The following is a 19,275-nucleotide window of genomic DNA, read 5'->3' as shown; positions in this document are numbered from 1 at the left end:
GGTCAGTTCTTGGCGAGTGCCGCGCGGTCGTCGTCGGTCACACGCCTCTCGATCGCCGACCGCAGCCCCGAGTTGGCCACGAGATCGGGATCGGCGGCGAGGATGCTCTCGGCGAGCTCGCGCGCCCTGACGATGAGCCCCGAGTCCTTGACCACGCGCAGCAGCTTCAACGACGAGCGCACCCCCGCCTGCGCGGCACCGAGCACGTCTCCCTCACCGCGGAGCTCGAGATCCACCTCGGCGAGAGCGAAGCCGTCGAGGGTGGCGGCGACCGCATCGACCCGTTCACGGGCGACCGAGCCGGACTCCGCCTCGGTCACGAGCAGGCAGAGACCGGGGACCCCGCCTCGGCCCACACGGCCGCGCAGCTGATGCAGCTGCGACACTCCGAACCGGTCGGCGTCGAGGACGATCATCGTCGACGCATTCGGCACGTCGACGCCCACCTCGATCACGGTGGTCGCCACGAGCAGATCGATCTCCCCACGGGCGAACGCCTGCATCACCGCGTCCTTCTCGTCCGAGGGCATGCGTCCATGCAGCACGGCCCGCCGCACGCCTCCGAGTCGTGGGTGCGTCTCGAGCGCCTCATCGAGCTGCACGACGCCCCACCGAGGGCCCGCCGCGCCCTCGGGTTGCACGAGCGGCTGCTCGCCCGACTCGGCCGTCTTCTTCGCGGTGTCGATCGCCGCGCAGACGGCGAACACCTGCCGCCCCTGCGCGATCTCCTCGGCCGCCCTGTCCCAGACCCGGTTGAACCAGCCGGGGTGCTCTGCGAGCGGTGCGACGAACGACTCGATCCCCGCTCTCCCCTTCGGCATCGTGCGGATCACCGAGGTGTCGAGGTCGCCGAACACCGTCATCGCGACGGTGCGAGGGATCGGCGTGGCCGTGAGCACGAGAGCGTGCGGGCTGGATCCCTTCGCGCGGAGCGCCTCGCGCTGCTCCACGCCGAAACGGTGCTGCTCGTCGACGACGACCAGACCGAGATCCGCGAAAGTCGTCTTCTCACCGAGCAGGGCGTGTGTGCCGACCACGATCAACGCCTGACCGGAGGCGACCCGCAGCGCCGCTTTGCGGCGCTCCGCCGCCGGCATCTGACCGGTCAGGAGCGTGGGCATGACCAGGGGCCCGAGCTGGGGTCCGAGCATCTTCGCGATCGACCGCAGGTGCTGTCCTGCGAGCACCTCGGTCGGGGCGATGAGCGCCGCCTGCCCACCGGACTCGGCCACCTGCAGCATCGCGCGCAGCGCCACCAGCGTCTTTCCCGAACCCACCTCTCCCTGCACCAGGCGATTCATCGGCCAGGAGCCGACGAGGTCGTCGGCGACCTGCGCTCCGACCGTCTGCTGATCGGGGGTGAGGTCGTAGGGCAGGGATGCGTCGAATCGCTCGAGCAACCCGCCGGGCCTGGCAGGTCGGGCCGTCGCCGAGAGCGAGCGCACCGCATCGCGCTGCTGCAGCAGTGCGGTCTGCAGCGTGAGAGCTTCGTGCATGCGCAGGGTGCGCACCGCGGGATCGATGTCATTGCGCGTCTTGGGGCGGTGGATCAGTTCGAGCGCCTCTCGCGCCGTCAGCAGTTCCTCCCGCGCCCGCACATCGTCGGCGAGCGGTTCGGGGACGTCATCGACCGCATCGAGGACACGAGCCATGAACTTCGCGATCTGCCAGGTCTGCAGGGTCGACGTCGCCGGGTAGATGGGGATGAGCACGGCCGCTCTGGCATCGGCGCGACGCCGCGCCGCGTCTTCGTCGTCGAAGAGCTCGTACTCCGGATGCGCGAACTGGGTCATGCCGTTGAACTCGCCGACTTTGCCGGAGAATACGCCACGGCGCCCCACCGCCAGATCTTCTGAGCGCCACTTCGCCGCCCCCAGGTTCTTCGCGAAGAAGGTCAGCGACATCTTGCCGATCCCATCGCCGATCACCACATCGACCATCGCGCCACGGCGGTTGCGCATGGCCCGCGCACTCGAGGACAGCACCTCGGCGACGATCGTCACGGTCTCACCGATCGGGAGCTCTCGGATCGGCGTGAGCTCGCCGGGGTCGGCATACCGCCGCGGATAGTGCGAGAGCAGGTCGCCGACGGTCTTCATGCCGAACGCGCGACCGAGCGTCTTCGAGGGTGTCGCGCCGAGCGCGTCCTCCAGCGACGAATCGAGCGTGAGCGACATGCTCCGAGTCTAGAAGGCGGCGCCGACACGACGTGCACCGCGGCTGTCGTATCGTGAGGAGGTGACGAGGATCATCGCGGGCAGGGCGGGAGGCGCGCGACTCGACGTGCCCTCGTCGGGAACACGACCGACCAGCGACCGCGTGCGGGAGTCGCTCTTCGGCGGTCTCGACTCGGCCGACGTCATCATCGGCGCACGCGTGCTCGATCTGTACGCCGGCTCCGGCGCCCTCGGACTGGAGACCCTCAGCCGAGGAGCCGCGAGCGCCGACCTCGTCGAGCAGGGCCGGACCGCGGCGGGGCTCATCCGGCGGAACGCCGCTGCGGTGGCCAAGGCGGGGGTCCCCTCGGCCCGGGTGCACCAGAGCAGCGTGCGCGCGTTCCTCCAGCGCGCGACAGGCCCGTACGATCTCGTCTTCTCCGACCCTCCCTACGACCTCGACGACGCCGCGATGACCGCCGATCTCGTGGGTCTGGCGCCGCTGCTCGCGCCCGACGCCCTGGTGATCATCGAACGGGCTCGCCGTTCCACGCCGCCCGACCTCGACTCGGCCGGACTCGAGCTCGTGCGCGAGAAGTCCTACGGCGACACCGCGCTGTGGTGGGCGCAGCCTGCTCGCGTGGACGCCGGTCAGCCGGCCGTCGAATCCCAGTCACGGTAGGGATCCCAGCCCGAGACATCGACGGGAGCGTCGTCGACAAGGAGGTCGTGATCGCCACGGGCCCGCACCTCGCCGATCGGGCGGAACCCCGACGGCAGCATCCCCGGAGGGAAGGCGGCCAGCAGGGCATGATCCTCCCCGCCCGCGAGCGCACGCAGAGGATCGTCGCCGAGCGTCGCCGCGTCGAGGGCGATCGTCACCTCGGATGCTGCCGCCATCCGTCGCGCGTCGAGGGCGAGACCGTCCGAGACGTCCATCATCGCGGTGGCGCCGGCGGTCGCCGCGAACGCGCCGAGGCCGATCGGCGGAGACGGCCGGAGCTGCGCCTGCAGTGCGGCGCTCTCGCCGGAGCCGAGCGCCGACACGTCGACAGGCAGCGGCACCCCGGTGCCGGTCTCGCGGAACCTGCCGAAAAGCACCGACAGGCCGTGTGCGGCGTGACCGAGCTCGCCCGCGACCGCGATGACATCGCCCACCCGCGCACCCGCTCTCGTGACCGGTGCGCGGCCCTCGAGGTCGCCGAGTGCGGTCACCGCGACCGTGAGCACGTCGGAGACGGTCAGGTCTCCCCCGACGACGGCGCACCCGGGGGCGAGCGCTGCGCAGGCCTCCCGGAAGCCGTCAGCGAGACGCTCCACGAACGACAGCCGCAGGTCGCGCGGGATCGCCAGCGCGACGAGCAGCGCGGTGGGACGCGCTCCCATCGCGGCGATGTCGGCGAGATTGACGGCCGCCGCCTTCCAGCCGAGGTCGTACCCCGACGACCATGCGAGACGGAAGTCCGGACCGTGCACGAGGGTGTCGGTGGTGGCGACCACGGATCCCGACGGGGCGGCGACGACCGCCGCATCGTCGCCGGGACCGAGCAGCGTATGACTGCCGCGTGCGGTCCGCGACAGGATCGCTCGCAGTATCTCCCCCTCGGAGAGGTCACCCAGCAGAGGATCGGCGTCGCGAGGTCGGGAGGGCATGCAGTCAAAGGTAGCCTGGACGCATGCCCCGATCTCGTCGTCTCGCCGTCGTCGCGGGTGCTGCGGCCCTCGTGGCGCTGCTCTCCGGATGCTCGACCACCGTTCATCTCGAGCCCGCCGACGATGCCGACAACCCCGCGTGCGCCGAGGTGTCGGTGCTCCTCCCCGATGCCGTCGGCGATCTCGACCGCGTCTGGACCGACGCGCAGGCGACCGGAGCCTGGGGCGACCCGACCGTCGTGCTGCGCTGCGGGGTCGAGCCTCCCGCACCCTCCGCCGAAGTGTGCACCACCATCGGCAATGTCGACTGGCTCGTCCTCGACCAGGAGGAGGAACGCCAGCGGCTCGTGACCTACGGTCGTGATCCCGCGATAGAGGTGATCATCCGCCGCGGGGAGGAGATCGATTTCCGCTCGGTCGTCGAGCGGCTCTCGACCAGCATCCGCGCGGGTCTCGCACCCGCCACGGCGCGATGCACCGACCGCATCCCCACCGACGACCAGAGCGAGCCCGCCCCCGAGGGGTGAGCTCCGACCTTCAGCGGCGCAGGCCCGCCTCGATGAGCTCGGTGATCAGGTCGCCGTAGCTCAGGCCCGACGCCACCCAGCACTTGGGGAACATCGAGATCGGAGTGAATCCCGGCATGGTGTTCAGCTCGTTGACGACGAGCTCCCCCGGCGCGGTGAGGAACATGTCCACCCGAGCGAGCCCGCGTCCGTCGACCGCCTCGAAGGCCCGGATCGCGGTCTCCTGGATGGCGTCGATCTCGGACTGCTCGAGCTCGGCGGGGCACACGACATCGACGCCGTCGCCACCGAGGTACTTGCCCTCGAAGTCGTAGAACCCGCGCGAGGTCAACACGATCTCACCGGGAAGGGACGCGCGCACACCCTCGGCCCCTTCGAGCACGGCGACCTCGATCTCGCGACCCACCACGCCCGACTCGATCAGCACCTTGTCGTCTTCGGCGAACGCGATCGCGAGGGCGGCGTCCAGCTCCTGCGCCTGCGTCACCTTCGAGACGCCCACGCTGGAGCCGGCCCGCGCGGGCTTGACGAACAGGGGAAGACCCAGCTCGACCGCCTGCGAGCGGATGCGCTCGGCATCCTGCTGCCACTGACGGGCGCGCACGGTCAGCCCCGGGGCCACCGAGATGCCTGCCGCGCCCAGCGCGATCTTCATGAAGTGCTTGTCCATGCACAGCGCCGAATCCAGAACGCCGCCACCCGCGTAGGGCACCTCGAGGGTGTCGAAGTACCCCTGGATGGTCCCGTCCTCGCCATGCGTCCCGTGCAGGATCGGCAGCACGATGTCGATCTCTCCCAGGTCGTCGGTGGTGCCGTCGGGGCGCACGACGCGCAGAGTGCGGTCTCCCCCCGGCTCCGGCCAGCGCACCCGAGTGCCGTTGTCGGCCACCTCGGGGAGATGCGCGGCATCGAGCGGGAACTTCGCCGGATCGTCGTCCTCCAGCACGAAGGCGCCCTCTCGGGTGATCCCCACCGGGATCACGGCGTAGCGGTCGCGATCAATCGCGCCCAGCACCCCTCCCGCCGTTGCGGAACTGATCGAATGCTCGCTGGAGCGCCCTCCGAAGAGCACCACCACCGTCTGCTTGTCCATGGTTGGTCCTCTCACCCTGCGGGGTGTCGTCGTCCGTCGTCAGGTGGGGTGCGATGTCGCGCGGGTTCATCTTGCCGTCGAGCACCATCTTCACCTGCTCGACGATGGGCATGTCGACCTCGGATTCGCGGGCCAGCTGCAGCACCGGTGCGACGGAGGCGAGTCCCTCGGCCGTCTGCTGCATCTGCTTGACGACGTCCTGGAAGCTGTATCCCTGGCCGAGCAGGCGCCCGGCCGTGTTGTTGCGGCTCAGCGGCGACTGGCACGTGGCGATCAGATCGCCGAGCCCCGCGAGTCCCTGAAGCGTCTCGGGGTGGGCGCCGTTCGCCACTGCGAAGTCCGTCATCTCGACGAGACCGCGGGTGATGATCGACGCCTTCGTGTTCTCGCCGTATCCGACGCCGTCGACGATGCCGATGGCCACGGCGATGAGGTTCTTCAGCACCCCGCCGAACTCGGTGCCGATCACGTCGGTGTTCACGAACGTGCGGAAGTAGCTGTTGCGGGCAGCCCGCGCGACCTCCTCGGCCGTCTCCCGGCTGCGCGACGAGATGACGGCGGCGGTCGGCTGCTCCCGTGCGATCTCCAGCGCCAGGTTCGGCCCGGAGGCCACGGCGATGCGGTCGGGGTCGCAGCGCAGCTCCTGCTCGATGACCTGGCTCATCCGCAGCCCGGTGGTGCGCTCGACACCCTTCATCAGGCTGACGATCTTCGCGTCGTTGTCGGCCAGCAGCGGGCGCAGCGCCTTGAGGTTCTCTCGCAGCGATTGGCTCGGCACCGACAGATACACCTGATCGACGTCCTGCAGTGCGATGGCCAGCTCATGGGTGGCAGCCATGGTGCGGGGCAGGTTGATGCCCGGCAGGTAGCGCGAGTTGCGCTTGGCCTCGTCGATCTCGTGTGCGAGCTCGGCGCGCCGGGCCCACATCGTGACCTGGGCACCGCCGTCGGCCAGGATCTTTCCGAACGTGGTTCCCCAGCTCCCGGCACCGATGACGGCGACTCTCGGTCCCGCCGGCACGCCGCGTTTAGGAGTCAAGGCGACCCGTCTCCTTCTGTCCGTGCGTCGACGGGTTCCATCGCTCCGCCGGCGCCTTCTCGTCCCGCAGCTCCTCGAGGAGCACGGTGATCGCGTTCATCAGACGGGTGGTCGCCTCGTTCAGCGCCGAGGCCTCGCCCGCACGCCCCTGCAGATCGGACACGTCGACCGGATCACCGATGATGACGTCGACCCGCTTGCGCGGCGGCCACAGGCTCAGGCCCTTCTGGTACCTGCCCATGATCTCCTGAGCGCCCCAGTGCGCCATCGGGATCAGCGGGATGCCGTCCGTCAGCGCCAGTCGCACCGCACCCGACTTGCCGCGCATCGGCCAGAGGTCGGGGTCGCGCGTCAGCGTCCCCTCCGGGTAGACGATCACGCCGCGCCGGTGCTCGACGAGTTCGGCCGACTGCTTGAGGGTCTGCTTCGCCGCCGCCGCCGACGACGACCTCGCCACCGGGATCATGCCGGTGGCCCGCAAGGCGGCTCCCAGCACGGGGACGCGGAAGAGGCTCTCCTTCGCCATGAAGCGCGGAGCGCGGCCGATCCGCCATACCGCCACGGCGACGATGAGCGGATCGAACTCCGAGTAGTGGTTCGGGGCGAGCACGTATGCGCCGTCCTGAGGCAGCTTCTCCGCGCCCCTGATGCGGATCTTCGCGATCAGCGACACGATCGGGACGATGATGGCCGCCAGCGGCCAGAACACGCTGGGCCGCGTGGACTCCGGCGAGCGGGAACCCATCGCGGTCACCGGATGACGTCGAAGTCGGCACCCACGGCGTCGAGCTTGGTGAGGAACTTCTCGTACCCGCGGCTGAGGATGTCGACGCCGGAGACCCTCGACTCGCCCTCGGCGGTGAGCGCGGCGATCACGTGGCTGTATCCGCCACGGAGATCGGGGACGACGATGTCTGCGGCGTGCAGCGGCGTCGGCCCGGTGATCACGGCGGCCTGCTCCAGATCGCGGCGCGGAACACGACGAGGGCCGTCCTGCAGACCGCGCGGGTGCACGACGATGTCGGCGCCCATCTTGACCAGCGCGTCGGTGAAGCCGAGTCGGTTCTCGTACACGGTCTCGTGCACGACCGAGCGGCCGTTCGCCTGAGTGAGCGCGACGACGAGAGGCTGCTGCCAGTCGGTCATGAAGCCGGGGTGCACGTCGGTCTCGACGACGACGGGCTTGAGCTCGCCGTCACGACGGAAGAGGATGCCGTCCTCCTGGATGTCGAACCATCCCCCCGCCTTGCGGAACACGTTGAGGAAGGTGAGCATCTCCTGCTGCTTGGCGCCGCCGACGAAGATCTCGCCGTCGGTCGCCAGCGCGGCAGACGCCCAGGACGCGGCCTCGTTGCGGTCGAAGATCGAGCGGTGGTCGTATCCGCGGAGCTTCTCGACGCCCTCGATGACGATGACGCGATTGGGCTCGTAGGAGATGATCGCGCCCATCTTCTGCAGCACAGCGATCAGGTCCATGATCTCGGGCTCGATGGCCGCGTTGCGCAGCTCGGTGGTGCCCTCGGCACGGACGGCCGTCAGCAGGACCTGCTCGGTCGCTCCGACGCTCGGGTACGGCAGGTGGATGTTCGCGCCGTGCAGACGCGCGCCACCCGTCGACAGGCGGATGCCGCTCGGCAGCTTCTCGACGATCGCGCCGAACTTGCGCAGTGCGTCGAGGTGGAAGTCGATGGGGCGGTCGCCGATGCGGCAGCCGCCGAGGTCGGGGATGAACGCCTGTCCGAGACGGTGCAGCAGAGGACCGCAGAAGAGGATCGGGATCCGCGACGCACCCGCGTGCGCGTCGATCTCCTCGAAGTGCGCGGACTCGACGTCGCTCGGGTCGAACACCAGGGCGCCGGGCTCATCGCCGTCGGACACCCGCACGCCGTGCACCTCGAGCAGCGAGCGCACCACGGCGACGTCGCTGATCGCGGGAACATCCCGAAGGGTGCTCACCGTCTCGCCGAGGAGCGAGGCCACCATCGCCTTGGTCGCGAGGTTCTTCGCGCCCTTGACATCGACACGGCCGCGCAGCGGTCGTCCGCCGCGGATCGCGAGGACGTCTCCGGTCAGTGGGGGGACTCCGTCCGCAAGAGCGTCGCGCACAGGTGTGGTCATTCGGAGCCTCACTTCATTCAGGGAATTCGGGGCGGGGTCGCCCTCGGCTCCCCCTGCCCCGCCGTTCACTGAACGGGGAGGGTCCGGGGCCGCCACGACTCGCGACGGGCCTCGAACTGCGCGATCTTGTCTTCGTTGCGCAGCGTGAGCCCGATGTCATCGAGCCCTTCGAGGAGCCGCCATCTAGTGTAATCGTCGATACCGATCTCAGCCTGGACGTCGCCGATCGACGCGGTGCGCGCCTCGAGGTCCACGGTGATCGATGCCCCGGGCTCGCGGTCGATCTCGGCCCAGATGCGCTCGAGATCCTCTTCGGAGATCGTCGCTGCGAGAAGGCCCTGCTTGCCGGAGTTGCCACGGAAGATGTCGGCGAAACGGGGGCTGAGCACGACGGCGAATCCGAAGTCGCGCAGCGCCCACACCGCATGCTCCCGGCTCGAGCCGGTGCCGAAATCGGGACCTGCGACGAGCACGGAGGCTCCCTGGAACTGCGGCTGATTGAGGACGAAGTCAGGATCCTGACGCCATCCGTGGAACAGCGCGTCTTCGAAGCCGGTCTTGGTCACCCGCTTGAGGAACACGGCGGGGATGATCTGGTCGGTGTCGACGTTCGAGCGCTTGAGAGGAGCGGCGACGCCGGTGTGCGTGGTGAACTTCTCCATGGTCAGACCTCCGCCATCTCGTGCAGATCACTCGGACTCGACAGCGTGCCGCGGATCGCCGTCGCGGCGGCGACCAGGGGCGAGACCAGATGCGTGCGGCCGCCCTTGCCCTGCCTGCCCTCGAAGTTGCGGTTCGAGGTCGACGCGCAGCGCTCCCCCGGTGCGAGCTGATCCGGGTTCATGCCCAGGCACATCGAGCAGCCGGCGAACCGCCACTCGGCTCCGAAGTCCGTGATCACCTTGTCGAGGCCCTCGGCCTCCGCCTCGAGACGAACGCGCGCCGAGCCGGGGACGACCATCACGCGCACGCCGTCGGCCTTCTTCCTGCCCTCGACGATCGAGGCGAAGGCTCGCAGGTCTTCGATGCGGCTGTTGGTGCACGAGCCCATGAACACGGCGTCGACAGGGACCTCCTTCAGCGGGGTCCCCGGCGCCAGGTCCATGTACTCCAGCGCGCGCTGGGCGGCGGCGCGCTCGTTGGGGTCCGTGATGTCGGCGGGATCGGGAACGGATGCCGACAGCGAGCTGCCCTGACCGGGGTTGGTTCCCCAGGTCACGAACGGCTCCAGCTCGTCGGCGTCGATGAAGACCTCCGCGTCGAAGGTCGCGCCCTCGTCCGTGGGCAGCGTGCGCCAGTAGGCGACAGCATCCTCCCAGTCCTGCCCCTTCGGGGCGTGCGGGCGGCCCTTCAGGTACTCGAAGGTCGTCTCGTCGGGCGCCACCATGCCCGCGCGAGCACCCGCCTCGATCGACATGTTGCAGATCGTCATGCGGCCTTCCATCGACAGCGCACGGATCGCGCTGCCGCGGAACTCCAGCACGTAGCCCTGGCCACCGCCGGTGGTGATCTTCGCGATGACCGCGAGGATGATGTCCTTCGCCGTGACGCCGGGGCGCAGCGTGCCGTCGACGGTGATCGCCATCGTCTTGAACGGCTTCAGCGGGAGCGTCTGCGTCGCCATGACGTGCTCCACCTCGCTGGTGCCGATCCCGAAGGCCATCGCTCCGAAGGCTCCGTGGGTCGAGGTGTGCGAGTCTCCGCAGACGACGGTGATGCCCGGCATGGTGAGCCCGAGCTGCGGTCCGACGACGTGGACGATGCCCTGCTCGGCGTCGCCGAGCGAATGCAGGCGCACGCCGAACTCGGACGCGTTGCGACGGAGCGTCTCGATCTGCGTCCGGCTGGTGAGGTCGGCGATCGGCTTGTCGATGTCCCAGGTCGGGGTGTTGTGGTCCTCGGTGGCGATCGTCAGATCGAGCCGCCGGAGCGGACGCCCCTCGGCACGCAGGCCGTCGAAGGCCTGCGGGCTCGTCACCTCGTGCACGAGGTGCAGATCGATGTAGATGAGGTCCGGCTCCCCGTCCTCGCCCTTCACGACGAGGTGGTCGTCCCAGACCTTCTCGGCGAGGGTTCTCGGGCGGACGGAAGCGGAGTCTGCTGCGGGGCTGTTCATTGCGTTTCTCCTGAAGCTGGCGGTTCGGCCCACGATGGACTCCGCGACGAGGAGGGGCTCAGAACGAGGTCTCGTCGCGGCAGCTAAGAAGGAGCACGATCCGCATGACGTCAGATTACCACCGCTCGGGCGGTGGATGACGCGCCGTGACACGCTACTGACACCCGACGCATCGAGAGGCCCCCGAATGACCGACGAATCCACCGGCTTCGCCACCAGAGCCCTCCACTCGGCCAGGAATCAGACGGCCGCGACGTCTCGGGCGACCCCGATCTATCTGACCGCGGGGTTCGAGTTCGACGACTTCGACCACGCGGCCGACCACTTCGGCACCGGCAGCGGGTTCGGATACACCCGCACAGGGAATCCCACCGTCCGTGCAGTCGAACGGCAGCTGGCGACCCTCGAGTCCGGCGTCGACGCGGTCCTCGTCGCGAGCGGCCAGGCCGCCGTCGTCACCGCCCTGCTGACGGTCGCCGGGGCGGGCGATCACATCATCTCGTCGACGCACATCTACGAGGGCAGCAGGGGTCTCTTCCTCGACAACCTCGCGCGACTGGGCATCGAGACGACCTTCGTCGACGACATCGGCGACCCGGATGCCTGGCGCGCAGAGATCCGCCCGAACACCCGCGCGCTCTTCGCGGAGTCGATCGCGAACGCCCGCAACGACCTTCTCGACATCGCCGCGATCAGTGCCGTGGCGGACGAGGCGGCGGTCCCGCTGATCGTCGACAACACGCTGGCGACCCCGTTCCTCGTGCGTCCGCTGGAGCACGGGGCCGCGATCGTCGTGCACTCGGCCTCGAAGTTCCTGGCCGGGCACGGGTCGGTGCTCGGCGGCGTCATCGTCGACGACGGACGCTTCGACGCCGCAGCAGCGGGGCACAACGCCCCGCACCTCGTGCTCCCCGGTCGTGGCGGATTCCCCAGCGTCGCCAGTCGGCACGGCGGTGCGGCGCGGATCGCCTACGCGAGAGAGTCCGTCGCCCCGCGTTTCGGCGCCTCGCCGTCTCCGCTCAACGCCTTCCTGATCGGCCAGGGCGCCGAGACGCTCGGACTCCGGGTCGAGCGTCAGTCGCGCAACGCGCTCGACGTGGCGCGATGGCTCGCCGCGCACGACGAGGTCGAGAGCGTCGACTATCTCGGGCTGGAGAGCCACCCCGATCACGCCCTCGCGCAGAAGTATCTCGACGGCGGGCACGGCTCGGTGTTCACCTTCACCCTGCGCGGTGGAATCGATGCGGCGCGCTCCTTCGTCGACGGCGTCAGAGTGTTCACCCACATGACCCACATCGGCGATGTCCGCTCACTGGTGCTGCATCCCGAGACCACGAGTCATTCGCATCGCAGCCGGCAGGAGCGCGATCTGCTGGGTGTGAGACCGGGAACGCTGAGGCTCTCGATCGGCATCGAGGACGTCGCCGACCTGATCGCCGACCTCGATCGCGTCCTCCAGCCGGCGCGGGAGGTCGCGGCATGAGCAGACCCCAGCACTTCGGGTGGTTCCTCGCCCGCGGTTTCGGCCCCCAGGGTTGGGGCCACCCCTCTCTCGACTGGGACTACGACTGGACGCGACCCGAGATCTACCAGGAGGCGGCCCGCACCCTGGAGCAGGCGGGATTCGACCTGGTCATCATCGAGGACGCCCCCTCGCTCGGATCCCCGTCGACGATCGACCTGCGGGTGCGACACGCCTTCGGCGGGCCCAAGCACGACCCGCTGCTGCTCGCTCCGTACCTGTTCCAGGCCACCCGCCACCTCGGTGTGGTCCCCACCGTCAACCCGGCGGCCTACCTGCCCTATACGGCTGCGAGGCAATTCGCCACGCTGCAGCACCTCAGCGGCCATCGGCTCGGTCTGAACGTCGTCACCGACACGGGAAGCGCGCGGCACTTCTCCGCCGACGCGCAGCTCGGTCACGATGAGGCCTACGACCGTGCCGAGGAGTGGCTCGACGGCATCCGCTCGCTCTGGCGCAGCTGGGAGGACGGCGCACTGGTCCGCGACAGGCCGAGCGATGTGTTCGCAGACGGTGCACGGCTGCGCGCCGTGCACCACCGCGGCTCGCACTACTCATTCGACGGCCCCCTCAACGCGCTGCCCTTCACCGACGGCGAACCGGCCATCGTCTCGCCGGGCGGATCGGGTCGGGGCCTCGGCTTCGCCGGCGCCAACTCCGACGTCCAGCTCGCGCTGGCTCCTCTCGACGAGGCCTCGGTCCGCGCCTATCGCGCGAAGATCCACGATGCGGCGACCGCCGCCGGCCGCTCCGCCGAGGACATCAGGATCCTGTTCGCCATCCAGCCCGTCATCGTCTCCTCGGCCGAGGAGGCCGACCGTATCGTCGCCGCCTCCGCCCGCCCCGACGATGCGGCGCTCGTGCAGATCGCCAGAAAGCAGTCGAGCGACCTCGAGACCGACCTCACCGCACTCGATCTCGACCGCCCGCTCGATCTCGCGGTGTTCGGGGAGCATGTGTCGCAGGGCAGCATCCGTCGACTGATCGGCGATCGCGGCGACGATGCCCCGCTGCGTGCGCACCTCACGGCGCTCGCACGCAGTGGACGCCTGTCCGATCGTTCGGGGTTCGTCGGCACGGCGGTCGAGTTCGCGGATCTCGTCGAGGAACTCGGCGAGTGGGGCAACGACGGCGTACTGCTGTGGGGGGACTTCCACCCGGTCACCCTGCACCGCACGCTGGACGAGCTCGTCCCGGAACTGCGACGCCGCGGCATCCTCCGCCGCAAGTACGTCGACGGCGGGCTGCAGGCGAACCTCCGCGCCTTCTGACCGATCTGGCGACCGGCTACCAGCCCATCGAGCCCGGCCCGCCCTTGAACGGACCGACGACGGAGGACGTGACCCAGCCGCCGTAGAACCCGCCCGGCTGCGGGACCACGACCTCACCTCCCACCGTGCACTCGTCCATCGGCCCCGCGTAGACCGCGACACGATCGGTCAGCGCCTCGAATCCGGGGGTGGGATCCGGGTAGTTCCACGCGGCGCCCGCGGCCACAAGACCTCCGCCGCGCACGTCGAGATAGCGGGCGGCCCCCTTGAACTCGCAGAACGACGAACCGGGAGCATCGGAGAGCGCTCCGTCGATGAAATCGGCTATCGGCAGGTAGTACACCGGGGGATGACTCGTCTCGAGCACCCGCATCGCCGCCCGGGTGTCGGCGACGAGCACGCCGCCGAGGCGGATGGTGACACGCTCGTCCACCTTCTCGATCCTCGGAGGCCGCGGATAGTCCCAGACGGATTCCTGGCCGGGAGACGGGACGAGGGGACTCGGTCTGCGCATCTTTTCACTGTACGTCTCCCAGTGTTGACTGGGGTCATGGCCGCACTACCGATGTTCCCCCTTGGCTCGGTGCTCTTCCCGTACACCCCGCTTCCGCTCCGCGTGTTCGAGCCGCGCTATCTCACGATGATCGGGCACCTTCTCGACGAGGAGGATCCGCAGTTCGGTGTCGTGCTCATCGAGCGGGGTCAGGAGGTCGGCGGCGGCGACCTGCGCAGCGGCATCGGCACGATGGCGAGGCTCACGAGCGTCTCGGCCGACGCGGACGTGCTGCACATCGTCGCTGTCGGCACCACGCGCTTCTCGATCGACGAGTGGGTCGATGACGCGCCCCATCCCCGTGCGGCCGTGACGCCGCTGCCCGAGCTGACCTGGGACGACGCCCTCACTCCCCTGCGCACCCTGGCCGAGTCGACCGTGCGGCGGGTGCTCGCACGCGCCGACTCGCCCTGGAGCGCCGACACCGACCTCTCGGACGACCCTCTCGCCTCGTCGTGGCAGCTCGCCGAGATCGCCCCGCTGGGCGACTACGACCGGTACACCCTGTTGCGATCGACCTCGCTCGGCGCACTGCTGCGCCAGGTCATCGACCTCACGCTCGAGGCTGAGTCTCTGTGGACAACCGGGTGAGGTGCCGCTGACGCATGGCGAGGAACAGCGGGAACATGAAGGCGAATGCCGTCACCCCTGACGCGACCACGTACAGCCAGCCGTGTCGCATGCCGATCCGTCGTGCCTCGACGATGATGAAGATGCTTCCGGCGATCGCCGCGATCAGGAGGTCGATGGTGATCGACGACACGGCAGGGCCGCTGCCGACGAGGTCGCCGATGAAGTCCACCATCTGCGTGATGGCCAGGACGTTGAACGCCCAGGTGCCGACGAGTCCGGCCATCGCCAGGACGAGGTAGACGACGGCCATCGGTGTCCAGTGACGCATCACGATGCCCTCACTCCACCGGCTGGTCGAGCCGCTTCGCCGCCCGCTTGTCACGGGACGACGCGATCAGGCTCGCGACCGTCGCGACGGTCATCGCCGCGACGATGACGCCCAGCGAGACCATGTTGTCGATGTCGGGCACCCACTCCACATGCTGGCCGCCGTTGATGAAGGGCAGCTCGTTCTCGTGCAGGGCATGCAGGATCAGCTTGATGCCGATGAATCCGAGGATCACGGCGATGCCGTAGTGCAGGTAGCGGAGGCGGTCGAGAAGATCGCCGAGCAGGAAGTAGAGCTGGCGCAGCCCCATGAGGGCGAAGATGTTGGCTGCGAAGACGAGGAAGCCGTTCGTGGTGATCTCGAAGATCGCCGGGATCGAGTCGATCGCGAAGATGAGGTCGGTCACGCCGATCGTGATGAAGACGATCACCATCGGGGTCCACATGCGCGTGCCGTCGACCGTGGTGCGCAGCTTCGATCCGTCGTACGTCTCGCTGATGTCGACGCGTCGACGCAGCAGGCGGACGATGAAGTTCTCGCGCTGCACCTCGCCGTCGTGATCACCTTCCGGCATGGCCTGCTTGATCGCGGTGTAGATCAGGAACGCGCCGAAGATGTAGAAGATCGGCGAGAAGTGCTCGACGATCGTGACGCCCACGAGGATGAAGGCCCCGCGGAGCACCAGCGCGATGATGATGCCGACCATCAGCACCTGCTGCTGCAGGCGCCGCGGGACGGCGAACTGCGCCATGATCAGCACGAAGACGAAGAGATTGTCGATCGAGAGGCTGTACTCCAGCGCCCAGCCGGTGATGAAGTCGCCCGCGTTCCGCCAGCCGCCCACGTTCCCCAGCAGCACCGCGAAGAGCAGGGCGAGTCCGACGTAGAAGACCACCCACAGGGTCGACTCCTTCGTCGACGGGATGTGCGGGCGGAGGCGGATCAGGAGCAGGTCGCCGAGCAGGATGATCGACAGGACGATCATCGAGGTGATCTCGAACCAGAGAGGGATTTCCACGGGCGTGCTTGACCTTTCGGAGGGTCGGGAGTTGATCGAAAGTCTCTCCCACGCACGAAGTGCGTCGCATTACCGGAGCAGCGATGTCGATGCTCGTGATGACGGCGGATGCGCTGACGGGATACTCCCTCTCGCGTCGCCAATGCTAGCCGAGCGCGGAGCGTTCGGGTGCACGCTCTCACAACATGACGCACGACCGGCCGCCACGAGGAACATCTCCTCGGCATCTGAGACGATGAGGCATCCGCCGACACTTCCCGGGTGAGAGACACCGAACGGAAACAGGATGCCCGTGCAGACGAGTGATCAGAGATGGGCGGCTCAGGCCGCGGCCGGCGACGAGAGCGCCTTCCGCGAGCTGTACCGCCTGCACGTACGCCCGGTCTACTGGATCGCCCACGGCATCCTCGGCTCCCCCGCCGACGCCGAGGACGTCACCCAGGAGACCTTCGTGACCGCCTGGCGCAAGTTGCCGGACCTCGAGCTGCGGGGAGAATCGATCCTCCCGTGGCTGGCCACGATCTGCCGGTTCCAGGCCGCGAACCGTCTGCGCCAGCGCCTGCGGGATCGGGCGCACACGACAGAGGCCGTCGATGACACCCTCCCCTCCACGATCAGCGTCGAGGAGCAGGTGATCACCGCGGCGATGGCGGCGAGGATCGCAGCCGAGGTGGGAACGATGAGCGACCTCGACCGCGAGATCTTCCGGCTCTGCGCAGCGGAGGGTTACGCGTATCAGGCCGCTGCGGACGAGCTGGGCGTGAGTCACGCGATCGTCCGGAACCGTCTCTCCCGAGTCCGCACCCGACTGCGCGGTGCCGTGAAGGAAGCGAGCGACGCATGAACGACCACACACCCCACGACGATCTTCCCGAGCTGTCGGATGCCGCGGCTGCGCGCATCGAGGCCGCCGTGTTCGACGAGATCGCCGCCCGGCGTCCCCGGCAGACCCCGGCCACGGCCCGATCGCGGGCGCGACGCCGCGGATGGCTCACCGGCACCGGGGTGGCCGCCGCGTTCGTGGTGGGCGTCCTCGTCACGCCGCCCATCCTGGGCATCGTCGGAGGCAGTGCGTCCAGCACCGCCGACGGGAGCGGCATGCCCGCAGGCGTCGCCGTCGACACCTCCCGTTCCGGCAACGCCGACCAGAGCGCGTCCGATGCGGCCCAGGAGTCGACAGGGGTGGCGCCCGCGGCCGTCGACGCGGTGGACCGCGAGATCATCGCGACGGCCACCGCCAGCCTCGAGGTGAAGGACATCGCGGATGCCGGGGCGGCGATCGCCGCCCTCGCGGAGAAGCACGGCGGCTACGTCGAGAGCACCGAGATCGGCAAGAGCGAGGCGACCGATGACACCTCCGCGCCCGCACCCGTGGATCCGGGCTACGGGTGGGTCAGCATCAGGGTGCCCTCCGCAGACCTCACCACCGTGGTCGACGAGCTCGCGGAGACCGGCGACGTGCTCTCATCCTCGATCTCGAAGCAGGACGTCACCTCCGCGGCGATCGACCTGCGCGCGCGGGTCGACGCGACGTCCGCGTCGGTGCAGCGGCTGACCGAGCTCATGGCGCAGACCGGGACGGTCGCCGAGCTCATCGAGGCCGAGGTCGCGCTCACCGACCGACAGGCTCAGCTCGAGTCCTACCAGCAGCAGCTCACCGCCCTCGAGGACCAGGTCTCGATGTCGACTCTGCAGGTGCAGCTCACCCGCACGGCTCCCGCCACGACCGCCGATCCCGCCGGCTTCGCCGACGGCCTGTTCGCGGGCTGGAACGGGCTCGTGGTGTCGCTGAACGCCCTCGTCATCGCACTGGGCTTCGTCCTCCCCTGGCTCGCACTCGCTGCCGTCGTCCTCCTCGCGATCTGGTCGATCCGACGGGCACGTCGCGCTCGCCGCACGGTCGGGGCGCCGGCCGCCGAGGAGTTCTCGGAGTGAGGCTCCCCGGGCCGGGAGCCGTGCACCGCTAGAGTCTTCGGCATGAGCAGCGCCGCCGCAGTCTCGACGCCTCGCACGGCCCCGCAGGGCCGCGACCTCACTCTCGATCTGGCACGGGTGACGTGCGTGCTGCTGGTCGTGTTCGTGCACATCCTCTTCACGGGGGTGGGGCGTGCGCCCGACGGGTCACTCCTCATCGAGCGGACGGTCGAGGCGCAGCCGTGGTTCACGGCCGCCTCCTGGATGGCGAACATCATGCCGCTGTTCTTCGTCGTCGGCGGATATGCGGCACGCGCCGGCTGGCGGTCGGCGGTCGCTCGCGGTGAGTCCGCCGACGTGTTCGTGCGCGTGCGCCTGCTGCGGCTCGCGCGCCCCGCGCTCGCACTCTTCGTCTTCCTCACCGCAGTGCTCGGCGCCGCCCGACTGATCGGGCTCGACCCCGCGCTCGTCGATGTGGTCGCCATCGGCATCGGATCACCGCTCTGGTTCCTCGCGGCGTACATGATCGTCCAGGCCCTGGCCCCGACGATGATGGGACTGCACGAACGCCACGGCATGCCCGTGCTGATCGTCCTTCTCGCGGGCGCCGTGGTGATCGACACGCTGCGCTTCACGGTGGTGGGTGGGATGCTCGCGATCCAGCCGATCGCGGGCACCGGCTACGGCCTCGGTCAGGAACTGTTCGGCATTCCCAACATCGTGTTCGTGTGGCTGTTCGCCCAGCAGCTCGGGTTCTTCCTGTTCGACGGGTGGTTCGCCGCGAGGCGGGGCTGGCAGCTGGCGCTGCTCATCGCCGCCGGATATGCCGCGCTCTGGGGCCTGGTGTCGCTCGGCGGCTACTCCTGGAACATGCTCGGCAACCAGTGGCCGCCGACCACGGCGATGGTGCTGCTCGCCGTCATCCAGGCATCCGCTCTGACGCTGCTGCGTCGTCCCCTCACTGCGCTCATGCGAACCAGAGCGGCCCAGGGCGCGGTGTTCCTCATCGGCTCCCGCCTCATGACGATCTACCTGTGGCACCTGCCGGTGATCATGATCCTCATCGGCATCCAGCTCCTGTTGCCGCTCCCCCTTCCCGCGCCGGGGAGTCCGACCTGGTGGTGGACGCGACCGCTGTTCCTCCTCGTGGTCCTCGGAGCCGTGTGGGCGCTCTCGCTGTGGCTGGTGCGGTTCGAGAAGACCCCGCCGGCCGGAGTCGCCCGTCACCCGAGCACCGGCGCAACCGTCGCCGCCGTGCTGCTCTTCGTCACGCCGGTCGTCGGGATCACGGCGTACGGGCTGGACTTCCCGCTCGCAGCGGCCGCGCTGATCGGCACGGCGGCTGCGCTGCGACTGATGTCGACGACCCGATCAGCCGTGCGCTGACCGACAGA

At 69.2% G+C, this 19,275-nt stretch carries 19 protein-coding genes; 8 read left to right on the top strand and 11 right to left on the bottom strand.

What is annotated here, in order from left to right:
- Nucleotides 1–2: 2 nt before the first annotated feature.
- Nucleotides 3–2,177 carry an ATP-dependent DNA helicase RecG gene (locus tag DXT68_RS07455; RefSeq protein ID WP_045255249.1) on the bottom strand — a complete coding sequence of 725 codons (2,175 nt, stop codon included), beginning with the start codon at nt 2,175–2,177 and terminating at the stop codon, nt 3–5.
- A 61-nt stretch (nt 2,178–2,238) separates the two neighbouring features.
- Between DXT68_RS07455 and rsmD the strand changes: the two genes are divergently transcribed.
- Complete coding sequence (gene rsmD, locus DXT68_RS07450; RefSeq protein ID WP_045255250.1) at nt 2,239–2,838, top strand: 16S rRNA (guanine(966)-N(2))-methyltransferase RsmD; 600 nt, start codon at nt 2,239–2,241, stop codon at nt 2,836–2,838.
- On the opposite strand, the gene thiL is transcribed toward rsmD, so the two are convergent.
- Complete coding sequence (gene thiL / locus DXT68_RS07445) at nt 2,808–3,809, bottom strand: thiamine-phosphate kinase (protein WP_045255251.1); 1,002 nt, start codon at nt 3,807–3,809, stop codon at nt 2,808–2,810. The genes rsmD and thiL overlap by 31 nt on opposite strands.
- A 23-nt stretch (nt 3,810–3,832) precedes the next feature.
- On the opposite strand from thiL, the gene DXT68_RS07440 reads away from it, so the two are divergent.
- Entirely contained in the window at nt 3,833–4,336 is a 504-nt protein-coding gene (locus DXT68_RS07440; protein WP_045255252.1) for a DUF3515 family protein, read from the top strand.
- A gap of 10 nt (nt 4,337–4,346) precedes the next feature.
- Here the strand turns inward: DXT68_RS07440 and DXT68_RS07435 are convergent, their stop codons facing one another.
- From DXT68_RS07435 to leuC, 6 genes are all read right to left on the bottom strand, one after another.
- A complete protein-coding gene (locus DXT68_RS07435; RefSeq protein WP_045255253.1) occupies nt 4,347–5,429 on the bottom strand; it encodes a D-alanine--D-alanine ligase family protein in 1,083 nt (360 codons plus the stop codon).
- Complete coding sequence (locus DXT68_RS07430; protein WP_045255254.1) at nt 5,335–6,468, bottom strand: NAD(P)H-dependent glycerol-3-phosphate dehydrogenase; 1,134 nt, start codon at nt 6,466–6,468, stop codon at nt 5,335–5,337. The genes DXT68_RS07435 and DXT68_RS07430 overlap by 95 nt, the downstream gene beginning before the upstream one ends.
- On the bottom strand, nt 6,458–7,213 hold the full coding sequence (locus tag DXT68_RS07425) for a lysophospholipid acyltransferase family protein (protein WP_045255646.1): 756 nt from the start codon (nt 7,211–7,213) through the stop codon (nt 6,458–6,460). The genes DXT68_RS07430 and DXT68_RS07425 overlap by 11 nt, the downstream gene beginning before the upstream one ends.
- Before the next feature lie 5 nt (nt 7,214–7,218).
- Nucleotides 7,219–8,586: a UDP-N-acetylglucosamine 1-carboxyvinyltransferase gene (murA, locus tag DXT68_RS07420; protein ID WP_045255255.1), complete on the bottom strand. Its 1,368-nt coding sequence runs from the start codon at nt 8,584–8,586 to the stop codon at nt 7,219–7,221.
- 65 nt (nt 8,587–8,651) lie between these two features.
- Entirely contained in the window at nt 8,652–9,248 is a 597-nt protein-coding gene (leuD, locus tag DXT68_RS07415) for a 3-isopropylmalate dehydratase small subunit (RefSeq protein ID WP_045255256.1), read from the bottom strand.
- Between the two features lie 2 nt (nt 9,249–9,250).
- On the bottom strand, nt 9,251–10,702 hold the full coding sequence (leuC, locus tag DXT68_RS07410; protein ID WP_045255257.1) for a 3-isopropylmalate dehydratase large subunit: 1,452 nt from the start codon (nt 10,700–10,702) through the stop codon (nt 9,251–9,253).
- 187 nt (nt 10,703–10,889) lie between these two features.
- Here leuC and DXT68_RS07405 point away from each other — a divergent pair, with 187 nt between their 5' ends.
- Together DXT68_RS07405 and DXT68_RS07400 are read left to right on the top strand one after the other, a co-directional pair.
- Nucleotides 10,890–12,185, top strand: a complete 1,296-nt coding sequence (locus DXT68_RS07405) for an O-acetylhomoserine aminocarboxypropyltransferase/cysteine synthase family protein (RefSeq protein WP_045255258.1) — start codon at nt 10,890–10,892, stop codon at nt 12,183–12,185.
- Complete coding sequence (locus tag DXT68_RS07400) at nt 12,182–13,495, top strand: LLM class flavin-dependent oxidoreductase (protein WP_045255259.1); 1,314 nt, start codon at nt 12,182–12,184, stop codon at nt 13,493–13,495. Before DXT68_RS07405 ends, DXT68_RS07400 begins: the two co-directional genes overlap by 4 nt.
- A gap of 16 nt (nt 13,496–13,511) precedes the next feature.
- On the opposite strand, the gene DXT68_RS07395 is transcribed toward DXT68_RS07400, so the two are convergent.
- Complete coding sequence (locus tag DXT68_RS07395; protein WP_045255260.1) at nt 13,512–14,009, bottom strand: DUF427 domain-containing protein; 498 nt, start codon at nt 14,007–14,009, stop codon at nt 13,512–13,514.
- Nucleotides 14,010–14,045: 36 nt separating this feature from the next.
- Between DXT68_RS07395 and DXT68_RS07390 the strand changes: the two genes are divergently transcribed.
- Nucleotides 14,046–14,639 carry an LON peptidase substrate-binding domain-containing protein gene (locus tag DXT68_RS07390; RefSeq protein ID WP_045255261.1) on the top strand — a complete coding sequence of 198 codons (594 nt, stop codon included), beginning with the start codon at nt 14,046–14,048 and terminating at the stop codon, nt 14,637–14,639.
- Here DXT68_RS07390 and DXT68_RS07385 read toward each other — a convergent pair.
- Nucleotides 14,602–14,952, bottom strand: a complete 351-nt coding sequence (locus DXT68_RS07385) for a DUF2834 domain-containing protein (RefSeq protein WP_115760472.1) — start codon at nt 14,950–14,952, stop codon at nt 14,602–14,604. The genes DXT68_RS07390 and DXT68_RS07385 overlap by 38 nt on opposite strands.
- A gap of 7 nt (nt 14,953–14,959) precedes the next feature.
- Nucleotides 14,960–15,967: a TerC/Alx family metal homeostasis membrane protein gene (locus tag DXT68_RS07380; RefSeq protein ID WP_045255263.1), complete on the bottom strand. Its 1,008-nt coding sequence runs from the start codon at nt 15,965–15,967 to the stop codon at nt 14,960–14,962.
- Nucleotides 15,968–16,253: 286 nt separating this feature from the next.
- Here DXT68_RS07380 and DXT68_RS07375 point away from each other — a divergent pair, with 286 nt between their 5' ends.
- The 3 genes from DXT68_RS07375 to DXT68_RS07365 are packed head-to-tail and all read left to right on the top strand — an operon-like array spanning nt 16,254 to nt 19,267.
- Nucleotides 16,254–16,811: an RNA polymerase sigma factor gene (locus tag DXT68_RS07375; RefSeq protein ID WP_045255264.1), complete on the top strand. Its 558-nt coding sequence runs from the start codon at nt 16,254–16,256 to the stop codon at nt 16,809–16,811.
- Nucleotides 16,808–17,902, top strand: a complete 1,095-nt coding sequence (locus DXT68_RS07370; RefSeq protein WP_045255265.1) for a DUF4349 domain-containing protein — start codon at nt 16,808–16,810, stop codon at nt 17,900–17,902. Before DXT68_RS07375 ends, DXT68_RS07370 begins: the two co-directional genes overlap by 4 nt.
- Nucleotides 17,903–17,944: 42 nt before the next feature.
- The gene (locus tag DXT68_RS07365; RefSeq protein WP_045255266.1) at nt 17,945–19,267 is read left to right on the top strand and encodes an acyltransferase family protein; all 1,323 of its coding nucleotides are present in this window, start codon (nt 17,945–17,947) and stop codon (nt 19,265–19,267) included.
- Nucleotides 19,268–19,275 lie beyond the last annotated feature (8 nt).

It is taken from the genome of Microbacterium foliorum (assembly GCF_003367705.1).
GTDB classification, from domain to species: Bacteria; Actinomycetota; Actinomycetes; order Actinomycetales; family Microbacteriaceae; genus Microbacterium; species Microbacterium foliorum.
This window is presented reverse-complemented; position numbering and strand designations above follow the sequence as displayed.